Here is a 15,774-nt window from a genome sequence, read left to right as displayed (position 1 = left end):
TCGGTTTCCTTAGTTGAAGTTCAGACCCATACGTTCTGCGACCGTATGCATGTCCTTGTCACCGCGGCCCGACAGGTTGGCCAATACAATCTGATCCTTCGGCAGCGTGGCCGCCAGCTTGGCCGCGTAGGCCAGGGCGTGCGACGACTCCAGCGCCGGAATGATGCCCTCGATATGACAGCAGTCGTGGAAGGCCTGCAGCGCTTCCTCGTCCGTGATCGACACATACTGGGCGCGGCCGCTGTCCTTCAGGTAGGCGTGCTCCGGCCCCACGCCCGGATAGTCCAGGCCGGCCGACACCGAATGCGTCTCGATGATCTGGCCGTTCTCGTCCTGCAGCAGATAGGTGCGGTTGCCGTGCAACACGCCCGGATAGCCCTTGGTCAGCGAGGCCGCGTGCTTGTCGCCGTCGAGGCCCTCGCCCGCCGCTTCCACGCCGATCAGCTTCACATCCTTCTGGTCGATGTAGGGGTAGAAAATGCCCATGGCGTTGGAACCGCCGCCGATGCAGGCCAGCACGTAGTCCGGCTGGCGGCCGGTCATTTCCGGCATCTGCACCAGGCATTCCTCGCCGATCACCGACTGGAAGTCGCGCACCAGCATCGGATACGGATGCGGGCCGGCCACGGTGCCGATGATGTAGAAGGTGTTTTCAATGTTGGTGACCCAGTCGCGCATCGCTTCGTTGAGCGCGTCCTTCAAGGTCTTGGAACCGGATTCGACCGGCACCACCGTCGCGCCCAGCAGCTTCATGCGGTAGACGTTCTGCGCCTGGCGCTTGACGTCCTCGCTGCCCATGTACACCACGCACTCCAGGCCGAAACGCGCGCAGATGGTCGCGGTGGCCACGCCGTGCTGGCCGGCGCCGGTTTCGGCGATGATGCGCGGCTTGCCCATGCGCTTGGCCAGCAAGGCCTGGCCGATGACGTTGTTGATCTTGTGCGCGCCGGTGTGGTTCAGGTCTTCGCGCTTGAAGTAGATCTGCGCGCCGCCGGCCTGCTCGGACCAGCGCTTGGCGTGATAGATCGGCGACGGACGGCCGACAAAGTGCTTCAGCTCGTAGCGGAATTCTTTGAGGAATTCGGGATCTTTGCTGTAGCGCTCGTAGGCTTCGTTGAGCTCGGCCAGCGCGTAGGTCAGCGTTTCGGCGACGAAGCTGCCGCCGTAAGGGCCAAAGTGACCTTTGGCGTCAGGAAGTGGGTAGTCCTTGGCGTGAAACAGAGGTTTCATGAATGTGTTCTCTTTCGATCGTGGTATCGCCTGCCCGCACCGCCGCGACAAAGTCGGCGATCTTGCGGGCATCCTTGATCCCCTTGGCCGCTTCGACACCGGAACTGATGTCGACAGCGTAGGGGCGTACACCGGCCACCGCGTCAGTCGCGTTGTGTACGCTCAAGCCACCACTTAAAACGACCCGAGGCGCGAGATCTTTTGGAATGAGAGACCAATCAAAACCCTTTCCTGCGCCACCGTAGGCGTCCACGTAGGTATCCAGCAACAGGCTGGTGAACAATGGACTGGCGGCGCGGTTTGCCTGCTCGTATTCTAGCAGTTCATCCGGGGCTGTGTCAGGTTTGACGCGGAACACTTTCAGGAACGGGCGGTTGACGGCCGCGGCAATGGCGGCGGCTTCGGCGATCGTTTCGTCGCCGTGCAATTGTATCAACGATACCGGGGCGATGCGCACCGCCGCCGCCACTTCTTCCGGCGTGGCGTTGACGAACAGGCCGACGGTGGTGATGAATGGCGGCACGGCGCGGATCAGTTCGGCGGCGCGTTCGGGCGTGACGTAGCGCGGGCTTTTTGGATAGAACACGAAGCCGATGGCGTCGGCGCCGGCGGCTACCACCGCCTGGATGTCTTCTTGACGGGTCAGGCCGCAGATTTTGATACGGGTACGCATGTTTTTTCCTTTGGGCGCTGGCGGCACCAACCCAACCCGCACAGCGCTGCGGCCAGGGTCTGACCCCGTACGGGGTCAGACCCTTTCGGTCGGGGTGCTGTTTAGAACCAGGGCAAGGCGCTGGTGGTTTCCAGCGGCAGTCCCCATTTTTCGTCGTAGTCGATTTTAGCCAGGTATAACCCGTCCGGCATGAACGTTGGTGCGGCCAGTTGGCGGTTTTTTGCTTCCAGCAGTTCGCCCATCCAGCTGACTTCCTCGCGGCCCTGGCCAATATAAACCAATGAGCCAACCAGGTTGCGCACCATGTGGTGCAGGAAGGCGTTGGCCTTCAGCGTGAACACGATCAGCTCGCCATGGCGGCGGATCTGGATGTCATGCATCAGCTTGACCGGCGACTTGGCCTGGCAATGCGCGGCGCGGAAGGTGCTGAAGTCCTGCCAGCCCAGCAGCGGCTTGACCGCTTCCTGCATGCGCTCCACATCCAGCGGACGATGGTAGAAACCGGCCCGTCCGTTCAGCAGCGGCGAGCGCGTATGGTGGTTGTACAGCACGTAGTGATAGGTCCGGGCGCGGGCGCTGAAGCGGGCATGGAAGAAGTCGTCCACGGCGGGATCGCCTTCCAGCTCCTTGGCCCAGCGCACGCCAATCGACGGCGGCAGGAAGGCGTTGATGCCACGCACCCACGCATGCGGCAAACGGTCGAGGTCGGTATCGAAGTGCACCACCTGCTCGGAGGCGTGCACGCCAGCGTCGGTGCGGCCGGCGCAGGTGGTGGCCAGCGGCACCGTGGCGAACGCCAGCAGCGCCTTCTCCAGCTTGTCCTGCACCGTCAGGCCATGGTCCTGCTTCTGGTAGCCGTGCCATGCCTGGCCGTCGTACTGGAGACCGATTGCTATCCGTTTCACTACTGCCCAATCCAAAAGTCTGAATCGGCCATTATATAACGGCCGGACTTTAACCCAGCTGGGCCTTCATGGCGTTGGCCTTGGCGACCTGCTCGTCGTTACCGCCGCGCAGCACCTCGTCCAGCAGCTCGCGCGCGCCTTCCTTGTCGCCGATTTCCTGATAGGCGACCGCCAGGTCCAGCTTGGTGTCCATCTCCATGTGCAGGGCCGACAGCGGTTCGTTGCTGGCCGGCGCGGCGGCCGGCGCTTCGCCGGCGGTGTCGGCGCCGAAGCCGCCCAGGTCGAGGTCGATGCTGGACAGGTCGAATTCCTGTGCGGCCGGGGCCGGCGCGGGAGCGATGGTTTCTACGTCGCCCGGCAGGTCCAGCGTGGTTTCGAAGTCCAGCGGCGTGGCTTCCTTCAGCGGCGCGGTGAACGCCGGCACTTCCGGAATATCGAAGCCGGCCAGGTCGAGGTCGAGCGGATCGCCGACCGCGGTCAGTTCCCGTGCGGCGGCCGGGGCAGGGGCAGGCGCCGGAGCCGGCGCCGGCGCCGGGGTGGGCAGATCGAAGCCGAAGTCCATGCTCATGTCGTCGGCTTCCGCCGCCGGCGCCGGCATTTCAATCGCCGGCGCCGGCGCGGCGACCGGCTCGAAGCTCAGGCCGCCCAGATCGAAGTCCATCAGGTTGTCGGCCGCGACCGATGCCGGCGACACGCTGGCGTCCGCCGCTTGCGGCAGCGCGGTTTCCAGATCGTTGGCGCCAAAGTCGGCGCCGAAGTCCGGGCTGTGCGAGATCGGCGCGGAACGCACCGCATCCTGGCTCAGGTCGAAGTCCAGCGGCGCCGGTGCGGCGGGCGCCTCGGCGGCGAAGGTGTTGCCGTAGTCGCTGCCGAAGTCCGGCGCGGCGGCAGCGGCGACACCTGCGGCCACGGCGGCGGTGGCGATCGGCGCGGTGGCGAAACCGTCCTGCGGGCCTTCGCTGTAAAGCGGATTGGCCGGATCCAGCGCCTTGCCCATGGCGGCGGCCTGCTCCCATTCGTCGCCCTGGCCGCGCGTTTGCGCGTACAGCTCGGAAGCCTGGGTTTCAAACGCGCGCGCATCCTTGCGGGCCGAATAGATTTCCAGCAGCTTCAGGCGGACGGCGTGGCGCTCCGGATGGGTGCGCAGCGCTTCTTTCAGAATTTCTTCCGCCTGCGCATCGCGGCCGTAGGCGATGTAGACGTCGGCTTCCGCCACCGGATCGACTTCGTTGGTATCGAGCTGGCTGGCCGACGGCGCAAAGTTCGAGTTGAACACGCTGTTGTTGGTGTCGATGCTCTGGCCGCCCGCTTCGGCGATCAGCGGCTGCGGCGGCGGCATGGCGGTATCGCCCAGGATCGACGGCTCGTCCTGCGGCACCACGAATTTCTTGCGGCGGCGCGAGGACATGATGGCCAGCGCGCCGGCCAGCACGGCCACGGCGGCCAGGCCGACATAGGCCATGTTGTCCATCAGGGTTTCGAACAGGCTCGGCTCGGCGATGCGCTTCGGCGGCAGTACCGGCGTGCGCTTCGGCTTGTCGGCGGCTGGCGCCGGGACCGACGCTGCGGCGGAAGCCGAGGCGGAGGCCGCCGGCGCTTTCACCTCGGCCGCCGTCTTGCTCTTCAACGCCATCAGCTTTTCCAGATCGTTGACGTTCTTTTCCAGTTCCTTGACGCGGGCGGCGGCTTCGTCCACCTGCTTCTGCTTGGCGATCTTGTCTTCTTCCGCCGCCACGCCGGTCTTGCCGGCCTGCGGCGCGGCGGTGGTGCCCTTGGACAGCGTCAGCTTGTCGGTGGCGGTGTTGGTGGCGTTGGGTTTTTCTTCCACCTTGGCGGTGATCTTGCCCGACACGTTCTGCGTTGGATCGGCTTCCTTGGCCGGCGTTGCGGCGGCCACCTGGCCGGCCAGCTTGGCGCGGTAGGCGTTGAAGTCGGCCGCATGCGCGACCACCACGCCGTGCGCTTCGCTTTCGCCGCCGACAGCGCGGATCTGCTCGCTATCCGGCACGGCCAGGATCTGGCCCGATTTCAGGCGGTTCATGTTCTTGCCGCTGAAGGCTTCCGGATTGGCGCGGTACAAGGCGACCAGCATGGTATCGAGCGACACGTCGACCGGCTTGACCTGGCTGGCGATGCGGGTCAGGTTGTCGCCGCGCTTGACGGTGTACTCCTCGGCAGCGGCCTTGGCCGGTGCGGCTGCCGGCGCACGCGCTGGCGCAGGCTGCGCGGCGGCTGGCGCCGGCGCTGGCGCGGCGGCTGGCGCGGCGGCTGGCGCGGTACGATTGCTGACATCCACCGGCGCCGTCACTTGCGGCGCCTGCGTGGCGCGCAGGTCCGGCGGGTCCAGCAGGAAGGTGTATTCGCGCACCAGGCGGCCGCCGGTCCACGTCAGTTCCAGCAGCATGTCGACGAAGGGCTCGTTGATGGCCTGGCTGGAGCTCACTTTGATGACCTGGCGGCCGTTGCGCTGCTCGACGTCAAAACGCAACGCCGTCAGCGCCGGATTGAAGTCGATATTGGCGCTGCGGAAGGCGTCGGCCGGCGCCAGCTTGGCCACCAGGCCATTGGCTTCTTCGGCGGACACGGCGGTCAATTCGATTTCCGCCCGCAGCGGCTGGCCCAGTGAAGACAGGACGGTCAGCTTGCCCAATCCGGCCGCATTGGCCGTGGCGGCCATCAGCACCGCGCTGGCGACTGCGCTGGTGAGAGTTTTCAACGCAAACGAAACAATGCGGGGGCGATTTTGTACAGGCATAGTGGGGCGATTCTTATGGTTGTCAGTTGGAAAATGTTACTTTCCCAGATATATCAACATAACATCCTGCACAAGAGCGTGCAAGCATTACACTACTTTAAACGTAAAAAAGGGATTTCTCCTATGAGAACACATAGGAAAAACCCCTTCTCTTACAACGATGCCGCTGCCGGAATCGCCGTCTGACGCTTACTGGTCCAGCACGATGCGCAGCATGCGGCGCAGCGGCTCGGCCGCGCCCCACAGCAGCTGGTCGCCCACGGTGAAGGCCGACAGGTACTCCGGCCCCATGCTCATCTTGCGCAGGCGGCCGACCGGAATCGTCAGGCTGCCGGTGACGGCGGCCGGCGACAGATCCTTGACCGACGCTTCACGCGTGTTCGGCACCACCTTGGCCCACTGGTTGGCCGAGGCGATGATGTCGGTGATTTCGTCCAGCGGCACATCCTTGTTCAGCTTGATGGTCAGCGCCTGCGAGTGACAGCGCATGGCGCCGATGCGCACGCACAGGCCGTCGACCGGAATCGCCTTGGAACCGAAGTCCGCGCCCAGGCCGAGGATCTTGTTGGTCTCGGCGCCGGCTTTCCATTCTTCCTTGGACTGGCCGTTGCCCAGGTCCTTGTCGATCCACGGGATCAGGTTGCCGGCCAGCGGCGCGCCGAACTGCTTGATCTCTTCCGGCGACAGGCCATGCTGGGTGGCCAGCACCTGGCGGTCGATTTCCAGGATGGCCGACGCCGGATCGTCCAGCAGCGGCTTGACCGCGCCGTTGATGGTGCCGAACTGGGTCAGCAGTTCGCGCATGTGCTGCGCGCCGCCGCCCGATGCGGCCTGATAGGTCATCGAGGTCATCCAGTCGACCAGACCGTGCTGGAACAGGCCGCCCAGGCCGATCAGCATGCACGACACGGTGCAGTTACCGCCGATGAAGTTCTTCACGCCCTTGCCCAGCGCGTCCTTGATGACGTGCATATTGACCGGGTCCAGCACGATGACCGCGTCTTTTTCCATGCGCAGCGTCGATGCGGCATCGATCCAGTAGCCGTTCCAGCCGGCCGCGCGCAGTTTCGGGAACACCTCGGTGGTGTAGTCGCCGCCCTGGCACGAGATGATGATCTCGCACTTTTTCAGTTCGTCGATATCGGTGGCGCTTTTCAGCTTGGTTTCGTTCTTGGCCATGGCCGGCGCGTTGCCGCCCGGATTCGACGTCGTGAAGAACACCGGTTCGATATGGGCGAAATCGCCCTCTTCCTGCATGCGCTGCATCAGGACCGAACCCACCATACCGCGCCAACCTACCAGACCTACGAGTTTCATTTTGCTCTTCCTTGTCTATGAATTTTTATGCGAGTGCCTTGACGACCGCGTTGCCCATCTCTTCGGTGCCCACCTTGGTGGTGCCCTCTTCGTAGATGTCGGCGGTGCGCAGGCCCTGGGCCAGCACTTTCTTGACGGCGTCCTCGATGCGGTTCGCCTGCTCCTGCCTGTTCAGCGAATAGCGCAGCATCATCGCGGCCGACAGGATGGTCGCCAGCGGATTGGCGATGCCCTTGCCGGCGATGTCCGGCGCCGAACCGTGCGATGGTTCGTACAGGCCCTTGTTGTTGGCGTCCAGCGAGGCCGACGGCAGCATGCCGATCGAACCGGTCAGCATGGCCGCCGCGTCGCTCAGGATGTCGCCGAACATATTGCCGGTGACGATGACGTCGAACTTCTTCGGCGCGCGCACCAGTTGCATGGCGGCGTTGTCGACGTACATGTGATCCAGCGCGACGTCCGGGTATTCCTTGTGCACATCGGTGACGATGTCTTTCCAGAACTGGAAGGTCTCCAGCACATTGGCCTTGTCCACCGAAGTCAGGCGCTTGTCGCGCTTTTGCGCGGCCTGGAACGCCACGTGGGCGATGCGGCGGATTTCACCTTCGGCGTAGCGCATGGTGTCGAAGCCTTCGCGCTGGCCTTTGAACGGGCCGTCCGGGCATTCGCGCACGCCGCGCGGCTGGCCGAAGTAGATGTCGCCGGTCAGTTCGCGCACGATCAGGATGTCCAGGCCGGAAACGATTTCCGGCTTCAGCGTCGAGGCGTTGGCCAGTTCCGGATACAGGATGGCCGGACGCAGGTTGCCGAACAGGCCCAGGTTCTTGCGCAGGCCCAGGATCGCCTGCTCGGGACGCAGCGGGCGGTCCAGCGTGTCGTACTTCCAGTCGCCGACGGCGCCGAACAGCACGGCGTCCGCGTCCTGGGCCAGCTTCAGCGTGGCGTCCGGCAGCGGGTGGCCGCTGGCTTCGTAGCCGGCGCCGCCGACCGGTGCGGTTTCCATTTCAAATGGTTCGCCCAGCACATTCAGCACCTTGACGGCCTGTGCGACGATTTCCGGGCCGATGCCGTCGCCCGGGAGGATTGCGATTTTCATGTCTTTTATCTTTAGATGACGTTAGCCAACCATGGTTGGGTTGCCAGATGACGCGCTTCGTATTCGCGGATGGTGTCGGCGTGACGCAGCGTCAGGCCGATATCGTCGAGGCCGTTCATCAGGCAGTATTTGCGGAAGGCGTCGATCTCGAAGGGATAGGAGACGCTGCCGTTGCTGGTGGAAATGCGCTGCTGCTCAAGGTCGACCACCAGTTTGTATCCGGGGAAGGCCTTGACTTCGTTGAACAGATGATCGATCTGCGCTTCAGTTAATACGATGGGCAGCAAGCCGCTCTTGAAACAGTTGTTGAAGAAGATGTCGGCAAACGACGGCGCCACCACGGCGCGGAAGCCGTACTGGTCCAGCGCCCACGGCGCGTGTTCGCGCGAGGAGCCGCAGCCGAAGTTCTTGCGGGTCAGCAGGATCGAGGCGCCTTGATAGCGCGGCTCGTTCAGCACGAAGTCCGGATTCAGCGGACGCTTGCTGTTGTCCATGCCCGGTTCGCCGTGGTCCAGGTAGCGCCATTCGTCGAACAGGTTGGGACCGAAGCCGGTGCGGTGGATGGACTTCAGGAACTGCTTCGGAATGATGGCGTCGGTATCGACATTCGCGCGATCCAGCGGCGCGACCAGTCCTTCATAAATCGTAAATTTTTCCATGATGCTTCATAAGTGTGCCGCGCGGCGTGGCCGCGCGGCCGGGTCGGGTATCAATGGCCCGCGGCGCCCTGCACCGCCTGGCCGGCTTTCTGTACATCCTTGCCCATGCCGGCAATGGTGTTGCAGCCGGTGATAGCGATAGCGAGGAGAGTCAGAGCGAACAGTTTTTTCATGGTGGTTCCCGATGGATAATGGGTGTTAGTGCAATGCGCGCACGTCAACGAAATGGCCGGCGATACCGGCTGCCGCGGCCATGGCGGGAGACACCAGATGGGTGCGTCCGCCCTGACCTTGGCGTCCTTCAAAATTACGGTTGGAAGTCGAGGCGCAGCGCTCGCCCGGTTCCAGGCGGTCGGCGTTCATCGCCAGGCACATCGAGCAGCCCGGCTCGCGCCATTCGAAACCGGCATCCTTGAAGATGCGGTCCAGGCCTTCGCGTTCGGCCTGTTCCTTGACCAGGCCGGAGCCCGGCACCACCAGCGCCAGCTTGACGTTGGAGGCGCGCTGCTTGCCGCGCACCACGGCGGCGGCGGCGCGCAGGTCTTCGATGCGCGAATTGGTGCAGGAGCCGATGAACACCTTGTCGATGCGGATGTCTTCAATGGCCGTGTTCGGCTTCAGGTCCATATACACCAGCGCCTTTTCCATGGCGCTGCGCTTGACGCTGTCCTTCTCGTGGTCCGGGTCCGGCACGCGGCCGTCGACCGGCAGCACCATCTCGGGCGAGGTGCCCCAGGTGACCTGCGGCTTGATCTCGGCGGCGTTCAGCGTCACCACCAGGTCGAACTTGGCGCCCGGATCGGTGTGCAGCGTGCGCCAGTAGGCGACCGCCATGTCCCAGTGCGGACCGGCCGGCGAGAACGGACGGCCCTTGACGTAGTTGATGGTGGTGTCGTCGACGCCGATGATGCCGGCGCGCGCGCCCGCCTCGATCGCCATGTTACAGACGGTCATGCGGCCTTCCATCGACAGCGCGCGGATGGCCGCGCCGCCGAACTCCATACAGTAGCCGGTGCCGCCGGCGGTGCCGATCTTGCCGATGATGGCCAGCACGATGTCCTTGGCGGTGACGCCGGCCGGCAGCGCGCCGTTGACTTCGACCAGCATGGCTTTCGATTTCTTCTGCAGCAGCGTCTGGGTGGCCAGCACGTGCTCCACTTCCGAGGTGCCGATGCCGTGCGCCAGCGCGCCGAAGGCGCCGTGGGTCGAGGTGTGCGAGTCGCCGCAGACCACGGTCATGCCCGGCAGGGTCGCGCCCTGCTCCGGGCCGATCACGTGGACGATGCCCTGGCGCTTGTCGTTCATGTTGAAGTAGGTCAGGCCGTAGGACTTGGCGTTCTTGTCCAGCGTTTCGACCTGCAGGCGCGAGACCGGATCGGCGATGCCCTCGGCGCGCGAGGTGGTCGGCACGTTGTGGTCGGCGACCGCCAGGTTGGCCGACAGCCGCCATGGCTGGCGGTTGGCTTCGCGCAGGCCGTCGAAGGCTTGCGGGCTGGTGACTTCGTGCACCAGGTGACGGTCGATATACAGGATGGTGGTGCCGTCGTCTTCGGTACGGACCACATGGGATTCCCAGAGTTTGTCGTAAAGCGTCTTCATGATGTCTTTTTGGTACTGCTACTATTATCCAACTTGATTATGCCATATTGTGCAATGCAATAGCAGCCACCGCGGTCCAGCCTCTTGAGCCCGACGCCTTCTGCCCATCCATCCACTTGGTACGGCCCCTGTATTCTGTACTGCAAAAAAAAAGCCTGCGTGAACGCAGGCTTTTGGTCTTTCTGGTCCGAGTCTGCTAAGACTCAGGCCGCCATGCGTACACTACCTCGACAACCGTCCATTAGGAACGATAGGCCCACCACTAGCACCAGCTCGCCCTCCGCGGAGCGCGCCGTGCCGGTAATGCCCTCGACGGTAATCGCCGTCATCGGCTTGATCACCAGGTCGGCGGTGCCATCGACCGCTTCCACGGCCAGGATGTACGGCTGTGGCGCCGAGACAACAATCCCCACCTTCTCGCGGCAGCTGTCGTAGCCCAGCGAGTCGGCCAGCGAGCGCACCGGCAGCGGACGGCCCTGGTCTTTCAGCACCGGCGCGCCGCCCACTTCCATGAACACTTCCGGCAGCTCGACTACGCGCTGGACCACGGCCATCGGCAGCGCCAGCGCGGCGCCCGAGGTCGACACCAGCATGGTCGGCACGATCGACAGCTCGATCGGCAGGCGGATGGAGAACTTGGTGCCCTTGCCCAGCTCGGACTCGATCTGGATCGCGCCGCGGTTTTTCTCCACGGCGGTCTTCACCACGTCCATGCCGACGCCGCGGCCGGACACGCTCGATGCCACTTCCTTGGTCGAGAAACCCGGCAAGAATACCAGTTGCAGGCAATCGTCGGTGGACAACTGCGCCGATTCCGAGATCAGGCCCTTCTGCAAGGCTTTCTGGCGCAGGCGCACCGGGTCCATGCCCTTGCCGTCATCCTGCAGCACGATCATGACGCTGTTGGCTTCCTGCCATGCCTTGAGCTGGATGAAGGACTTGATCGGCTTGCCGGCAATGGCGCGCTCTTCCGGCGTCTCGACGCCGTGGTCCAGCGAGTTGCGCAGCATGTGCACCAGCGGATCGTACAGCGAATCCACGACCACGCGGTCGACTTCGGTCTCCGCGCCTTCGATGTTCAGTTCGACTTCCTTGCCCAGATCCTTGGCCAGCTCGCGCACCAGGCGCGGGAACTTCTGGAACAGGCGGCCGACCGGCTGCATGCGGGTCGCCAGCGTGGCGCGCTGCAGTTCGGTGGAGTAGCGCGAGGCGCGTTCCAGCGTTTCCGCCAGCGTCGCCATCAGCGTCTGCGCCTGGCCTTCGAATTTGAATTGCAGCAGGCGCTCCAGCAGCACGGCGGCCTGGTTGGCGGCCTGGACCGATTCGCCGGCCACTTCCAGCAGCGCGTCGAGCTTGACGGCGTCGATACGGATCGATTCTTCCTTGGCCGGCGCGCTTTGCGGACGCTCTTCGCGTTTCTCGGTGGCTTCGCGGGCTTTCGGCGCGACCTGCACGGCGGCGGCCACGGCGGCGATTTCAGCGGCCGGCACCGGCGCCGACGCGGCAGCCGCGACAGGGGCCGGTGCGGAACGGGTGTAGCTACCGGCCGGCATCACGGCTTCGTACATGCCTTCCCAGTCCAGGCCGTCCGGCGACGACACCGCCGCGGCGACCGCAACCGGTGCGGGCGCGGCGGCGGCCGGCGCTGGCGCCGGTGCGGCGGCAGGTTTGGCCGGTGCGGAATCGGTCTTGCCGGCGATGGCGTCGTTGAGCAGCGTTTCCAGGCTGGCCGGCAAGGCCGGCAGGCTGCTCGGCTCGGCGCCGTTGTTCAGTTCGGCCAGCTGGTCGGCCACGAAGCCCGACGCCTGCAGCGCCGCTTCGATCGACAGCGGCGTCACCGGCGCGGCGCCGGTACGCAGGGCGTCGAACAGATTCTCGGTCAGGTGGCAGGCGGTCACCATCGCCGGCAGGCCCATGAACCCGGCGCCGCCCTTGATGGTGTGGAAGGAGCGGAACACCGCATTCAGCGTTTCTTTATTGTCCGGGTCGCGTTCGAGGCGCAGCAGGTGCTCCTCGACATTGACCGCCAGATCCATCGCCTCGACGACGAAATCCTTCAGCATATCGTCCATTAGAACCCCAGATCGGCAAGAAGATCGTCAACACTATCCTGGTTCAGCGCCACGGTCGGAGCCGACGGGCCGGACATCAGGGACACCTCTTTCTGTGCGATCTTCTCCTTGACCGCCGGCGGCGCGTTGTCGCGCAGCAGCGTGGCCAGTTCACTCTCGACAGTTTTGGTGATGTTCACCACTTTCTTGATCAGCTGACCGGTGATGTCCTGGAAGTCCTGCGCCATCATGATGTCGAGCAGGCGGGCTTTCTCGGTCTCGGTCGCGGCCGACACGGCAATGGCGAACTGCTGCGCATCGCCGGCCAGCTGCTTGAACTGGTCGAGGCTGAGCTTGCCCGCGAACAGGTCGGCCCAGCGGTTTTCCATGTCCTTCGACTGCTTCGACAGGGTGTCCTGGTCGGGCATCGCCTCGTCCAGCGTGTTGAGCACCTTGTTGGCGGCCTGCTCGGTCAGCGTGGCGACGTATTCCAGGCGGTCCTGGGCGTCGTTGATCTGGGTCGATGCCTCGGTCAGCGCCTTGTCGTAGCCCAGCTCGCGCAGCGAATCGTGCAGCAGACGCACGATGCCGCCCAGGCGTTCGAACATGGCTTTGTCTTCCTTCGGCTCGCCGTCGCCGTCACCCTCGGCCGCAGCGGCGGCAGGTGCGGCAATGGCGGCGGCCGGCGCGGCATCGGCCGGGCGCGCGGCGGCGACTTCTTCAAACAGGCTTTCCAGGTCATCTTCTGCGCTGGCGGCCGGGGCTGGCGCAGGCGCTGGAGCAGGCGCTGCGGTCTTGCTCTGAGCGGACACTTCTTCAAATAAGGCGTCGAAATCGTCAGCGGCGTTAGTCATAATCCCTGCTTCTCCATATTGATAAATTTACTGCCCTAAACTTGCTGTATTTGGAGATACTAACATTGGATAGATCGCCGGGGGACGGTCCATGACACAAAAGTAGTGCTTTAGTGCAAAAAAAAGGTGTAAAAGGCATAAAAGCCCACACCGTGCCGCACAGGATAAAGCGCTTTTATTTGATAAACATCAAGTCTTTCTATACTGTCAATAATGTAAATCGGGACTACAATGAAGCACGGAGTTGATCTGAAAGGAGGTTCATCATGTACCGCAAAATCCTGATCACCACCGACGGTTCGGCCGTCTCCAGCAAGACCGCGTGCGCCGGCGTGCAGTTCGCCGAACAGCTCGGCGCCGAGGTGCTGGCGCTGTTCGTGGCGCCCGAATACCAGTACCCGATCTACGTCGAAATCATCCCGCCCAGCTATCCCAGCGAAACCGAATACCGCGCCGCCATGCAGCGCGCCGGCCAGGAGCACACCCAGGACGTGGCCGACTCCTGCGCCAGGCGCGGCGTGCGCTGCGAAGCCATGACCGCCTTCCACGAAAGCGCGGCGCTGAAAATCGTCGACGTGGCGCAACAGCATGGCTGCGACCTGATCTTCATGGGCTCGCACGGCCGCAGCGGCTGGGGCCAGCTGCTGCTAGGTAGCGTTACCAACAAGGTGTTGCAGCATTCCAAAATTCCGGTGCTGGTGCACCGTCTGATCAAGGAACCCGGGACCAAATAACGTCCCACGGGCCGCAGTTTGTAGTAAGATCATAAGGTTGATTCAAAAATAATAACACTTACTATTAATCATTTTTGAGCGGCCCTTCCATGATTCGAATCGTGATTGCGGATGACCACACCATTATGCGCGAAGGCCTCAAGCGCATCCTTGATGGCGCGCCGGACATCGACATCGTCGGCGAAGCCATCGACGGCTTCGAGGTGCTGGGCCACGTGCGCCAGGGCGGCTTCGACCTGCTGCTGCTCGATTTATCCATGCCGGGCCGCAGCGGCGTCGACCTGATCCGCCAGATCAAGGCCGAGGCGCCCAAGCTGGCGATCCTGATCCTCACCATGCACGAGGAAGAACAATACGCGGTGCGCGCCATCCGCGCCGGCGCCCAGGGCTATCTGACCAAGGAAAGCGCCGGCACCCAGCTGGTGGGCGCGATCCGCAAGGTGGCCTCCGGCCGCCCCTACATCAGCACCGAGGTGGCCGAGCAGCTGGCGCTGAACATCATGATGCCGCACGAGTCGCTGCTGCACAAGCAGCTGTCGGACCGCGAGTTCGAAGTGTTCTCGCTGCTGGTGGCCGGCCGCTCGATCACCGAGATCGCCAACAGCCTGCACCTGAGCGTCAAGACCGTCAGCACCCACAAAACCCGCATCATGCAGAAAATGGGCATGAGCTCGTTGTCGGAAATGGTGCAATACGCGGTCGCGCACCGGCTGCTGTCCCCGTTCAAGACCTGATAGCAGGCTCATTGGTAGGACTTCTCCTACAAACGTTAGCCCGGCTCCTACCTTTAGATTCAGCCATTGCTGATATCTATCCGCTCACTGTGTTGGCATACTGAAACCATACCGTCCAGATACCTGCCCACAGGAGACCACCATGCTGTCTACGCAAACGTCTGAAATTCGCCCGGCCACGACGGCGCTGCAATCGTCGTCGATGGAAGCCGGCCGCCAGCGTCAAGGGCGGCTCTGGTCGAACCTCAAGGAAGTCTGCGACCTGCTGCACATTCCGGCGGCCAATTCGATCGCCAATGAAGAACTGCTGTTCCAGCACGTGCAGTTCAAGACCGGCCAGCGCATCCACACCATCGGCCAGCCGTTCGACACGCTGTACATCGTCAACTCCGGCTTCCTGAAAACCGTGCTGATCGACGAATACGGCAACGAACAGGTGCTCAGCTTCCCGATGAAGGGCGACATGCTGGGCGTGGACGGCATCCACACCCGCCACTACTCGTCGGAGGCGGTGGCGCTGTCCGATTGCGACCTGATCCTGCTGCCGTTCAAGAAGCTGACCGCGCTGGGCCGCATCCACCTGGAACTGGAAAACATGATGTACGGCGTCATGAGCCGCGAGCTGGTGCGCGAGCAGGCCATGATCGGCATGCTGGGCGCGCTCAGCGCCGAAGCCCGCGTGGCGCGCTTCCTGGTGGCGCTGGCCGAGCGCTTCGCGCAGATGGGCTATTCCAGCAAGCTGTTCAACCTGCGCATGACGCGCCACGAAATCGGCAGCTACCTGGGCCTGACGCTGGAAACCGTGAGCCGCACGCTGTCGGCGTTCAACGAAATCGGCCTGATCAGCGTCGACCAGCGCACCATCGGCATCAAGGATTCCGAAGCCCTGAAAACCTTGCGCCGCCTGCCGCCGTCGCGCACGCGGGGCAAGCCCGCCACCGGCAAGTCCAAGGGTGGCGACACCGTACCGTCCGGCCAGTTGCTGGCGGCTTTGTAGTACCAGTAGTGTGATTCAGTTGTGATTCAGTTGTGATTCAGTAGTGATTCTGTAGTAACTACCTCCCGCATTACCCAGCCTTGGGCCCGGTTCATGACCGGGCCGTTTTTTTATCTGTTTTATCTCCATTGCAACGAAAAACCGTAGAAAAACGCTTGCATTCCAGCCCA

14 protein-coding genes are annotated in these 15,774 nt (G+C 63.6%); 3 read left to right on the top strand and 11 right to left on the bottom strand.

The annotated features are described in order from the left end of the window. Positions 1-9: 9 nt before the first annotated feature. From trpB to GJ695_RS11700, 11 genes are all read right to left on the bottom strand, one after another. Complete coding sequence (gene trpB, locus GJ695_RS11750) at positions 10-1,230, bottom strand: tryptophan synthase subunit beta (protein ID WP_154364873.1); 1,221 nt, start codon at positions 1,228-1,230, stop codon at positions 10-12. Then, complete coding sequence (locus GJ695_RS11745; RefSeq protein WP_154364871.1) at positions 1,190-1,903, bottom strand: phosphoribosylanthranilate isomerase; 714 nt, start codon at positions 1,901-1,903, stop codon at positions 1,190-1,192. Before GJ695_RS11745 ends, trpB begins: the two co-directional genes overlap by 41 nt. A 101-nt stretch (positions 1,904-2,004) precedes the next feature. Further along, positions 2,005-2,808 (bottom strand): tRNA pseudouridine(38-40) synthase TruA, encoded by an 804-nt coding sequence (gene truA / locus GJ695_RS11740; RefSeq protein WP_166455113.1) that lies wholly within the window; start codon positions 2,806-2,808, stop codon positions 2,005-2,007. 49 nt (positions 2,809-2,857) lie between these two features. Continuing rightward, on the bottom strand, positions 2,858-5,524 hold the full coding sequence (locus GJ695_RS11735; protein ID WP_308492649.1) for a motility hub landmark protein FimV: 2,667 nt from the start codon (positions 5,522-5,524) through the stop codon (positions 2,858-2,860). Between the two features lie 228 nt (positions 5,525-5,752). Next, positions 5,753-6,880: an aspartate-semialdehyde dehydrogenase gene (gene asd, locus GJ695_RS11730; RefSeq protein WP_154364865.1), complete on the bottom strand. Its 1,128-nt coding sequence runs from the start codon at positions 6,878-6,880 to the stop codon at positions 5,753-5,755. A 25-nt stretch (positions 6,881-6,905) separates the two neighbouring features. Further along, on the bottom strand, positions 6,906-7,976 hold the full coding sequence (leuB, locus tag GJ695_RS11725) for a 3-isopropylmalate dehydrogenase (protein ID WP_154364863.1): 1,071 nt from the start codon (positions 7,974-7,976) through the stop codon (positions 6,906-6,908). Positions 7,977-7,987: 11 nt separating this feature from the next. Then, complete coding sequence (leuD, locus tag GJ695_RS11720; protein WP_154361017.1) at positions 7,988-8,635, bottom strand: 3-isopropylmalate dehydratase small subunit; 648 nt, start codon at positions 8,633-8,635, stop codon at positions 7,988-7,990. A 50-nt stretch (positions 8,636-8,685) separates the two neighbouring features. After that, positions 8,686-8,808 carry an entericidin A/B family lipoprotein gene (locus GJ695_RS11715; RefSeq protein ID WP_154361018.1) on the bottom strand — a complete coding sequence of 41 codons (123 nt, stop codon included), beginning with the start codon at positions 8,806-8,808 and terminating at the stop codon, positions 8,686-8,688. A 25-nt stretch (positions 8,809-8,833) separates the two neighbouring features. Further along, positions 8,834-10,237 (bottom strand): 3-isopropylmalate dehydratase large subunit, encoded by a 1,404-nt coding sequence (leuC, locus tag GJ695_RS11710; protein WP_166455120.1) that lies wholly within the window; start codon positions 10,235-10,237, stop codon positions 8,834-8,836. A gap of 200 nt (positions 10,238-10,437) precedes the next feature. Then, on the bottom strand, positions 10,438-12,306 hold the full coding sequence (locus GJ695_RS11705) for a chemotaxis protein CheA (RefSeq protein ID WP_154364859.1): 1,869 nt from the start codon (positions 12,304-12,306) through the stop codon (positions 10,438-10,440). Next, positions 12,306-13,139, bottom strand: a complete 834-nt coding sequence (locus GJ695_RS11700; RefSeq protein ID WP_154364857.1) for a protein phosphatase CheZ — start codon at positions 13,137-13,139, stop codon at positions 12,306-12,308. Before GJ695_RS11700 ends, GJ695_RS11705 begins: the two co-directional genes overlap by 1 nt. A 266-nt stretch (positions 13,140-13,405) precedes the next feature. Here GJ695_RS11700 and GJ695_RS11695 point away from each other — a divergent pair, with 266 nt between their 5' ends. From GJ695_RS11695 to GJ695_RS11685, 3 genes are all read left to right on the top strand, one after another. Further along, on the top strand, positions 13,406-13,873 hold the full coding sequence (locus tag GJ695_RS11695) for a universal stress protein (RefSeq protein WP_154364855.1): 468 nt from the start codon (positions 13,406-13,408) through the stop codon (positions 13,871-13,873). A gap of 89 nt (positions 13,874-13,962) precedes the next feature. Beyond that, complete coding sequence (locus tag GJ695_RS11690; RefSeq protein WP_090176109.1) at positions 13,963-14,607, top strand: response regulator; 645 nt, start codon at positions 13,963-13,965, stop codon at positions 14,605-14,607. Positions 14,608-14,809: 202 nt separating this feature from the next. Then, positions 14,810-15,604: a Crp/Fnr family transcriptional regulator gene (locus GJ695_RS11685; protein WP_154364951.1), complete on the top strand. Its 795-nt coding sequence runs from the start codon at positions 14,810-14,812 to the stop codon at positions 15,602-15,604. Positions 15,605-15,774 lie beyond the last annotated feature (170 nt).

Source organism: Duganella alba, assembly GCF_009674495.1.
Classification (GTDB): Bacteria; Pseudomonadota; Gammaproteobacteria; order Burkholderiales; family Burkholderiaceae_D; genus Rugamonas; species Rugamonas alba.
Note: the sequence above shows the minus strand (reverse complement) of the source record. Positions and strands in the feature narration are given on the sequence as shown.

Excerpts from the sequence above, each read along its gene's own strand:
- GJ695_RS11745 (WP_154364871.1), bottom strand. The coding sequence starts at position 1,903 with ATGCGTACCCGTATCAAAATCTGCGGCCTGACCCGTCAAGAAGACATC.
- GJ695_RS11695 (WP_154364855.1), top strand. The coding sequence starts at position 13,406 with ATGTACCGCAAAATCCTGATCACCACCGACGGTTCGGCCGTCTCCAGC.
- GJ695_RS11690 (WP_090176109.1), top strand. The coding sequence starts at position 13,963 with ATGATTCGAATCGTGATTGCGGATGACCACACCATTATGCGCGAAGGC.
- asd (WP_154364865.1), bottom strand. The coding sequence starts at position 6,880 with ATGAAACTCGTAGGTCTGGTAGGTTGGCGCGGTATGGTGGGTTCGGTC.
- GJ695_RS11705 (WP_154364859.1), bottom strand. The coding sequence starts at position 12,306 with ATGGACGATATGCTGAAGGATTTCGTCGTCGAGGCGATGGATCTGGCG.
- GJ695_RS11700 (WP_154364857.1), bottom strand. The coding sequence starts at position 13,139 with ATGACTAACGCCGCTGACGATTTCGACGCCTTATTTGAAGAAGTGTCC.
- leuB (WP_154364863.1), bottom strand. The coding sequence starts at position 7,976 with ATGAAAATCGCAATCCTCCCGGGCGACGGCATCGGCCCGGAAATCGTC.
- trpB (WP_154364873.1), bottom strand. The coding sequence starts at position 1,230 with ATGAAACCTCTGTTTCACGCCAAGGACTACCCACTTCCTGACGCCAAA.
- leuD (WP_154361017.1), bottom strand. The coding sequence starts at position 8,635 with ATGGAAAAATTTACGATTTATGAAGGACTGGTCGCGCCGCTGGATCGC.
- GJ695_RS11715 (WP_154361018.1), bottom strand. The coding sequence starts at position 8,808 with ATGAAAAAACTGTTCGCTCTGACTCTCCTCGCTATCGCTATCACCGGC.
- GJ695_RS11685 (WP_154364951.1), top strand. The coding sequence starts at position 14,810 with ATGGAAGCCGGCCGCCAGCGTCAAGGGCGGCTCTGGTCGAACCTCAAG.